We start from the raw sequence: 397 nt of genomic DNA on the forward strand, positions 1-397 counted from the left end.
GAACTACGGCACGGCGCTGGTGCTGCCGCGGACCTGGAAGGCGGCCATCGCGCCCGCCCTCGCCGGTATCCCTGAACGGGTCGGCTTTGTCGGCGAGTTCCGGTTCGGCCTGCTCAACCGCTGGCGCTGGGGTGAGAAGAAGCTGCCCCGTTTCATCGACAAGAACGCCGCCCTGGCCCAGCCCGACGGTGCCTCCCTACCCCCCGAATGGCCGGTGCCGCAATTGCGGGTCCCGTCCGAGGACATCGTCCGCTGGCGGCAGGCCAATGGCCTCAGCGCCGGAGCCGCGGTGGCGCTCGCCCCAGGCTCGGTGGGGGTCTCAAAACGCTGGACGTACTATCCGGAGGCCGCCCGGCTCCTGGTCGAGCGCGGCCTGGAGGTCTGGGTGGTCGGCGGG

Annotated in this window: 1 protein-coding gene; it reads left to right on the forward strand. The window is 71.5% G+C overall.

What is annotated here, in order from left to right; all coding sequences use genetic code 11:
- Positions 1-397, forward strand: a 397-nt coding sequence (locus tag MOV74_RS40410) for a glycosyltransferase family 9 protein (protein WP_309486901.1), incomplete at both ends; no start/stop codon positions are given.

The organism is Bradyrhizobium sp. SHOUNA76 (genome assembly GCF_023006445.1).
Classification (GTDB): Bacteria; Pseudomonadota; Alphaproteobacteria; order Rhizobiales; family Xanthobacteraceae; genus Bradyrhizobium.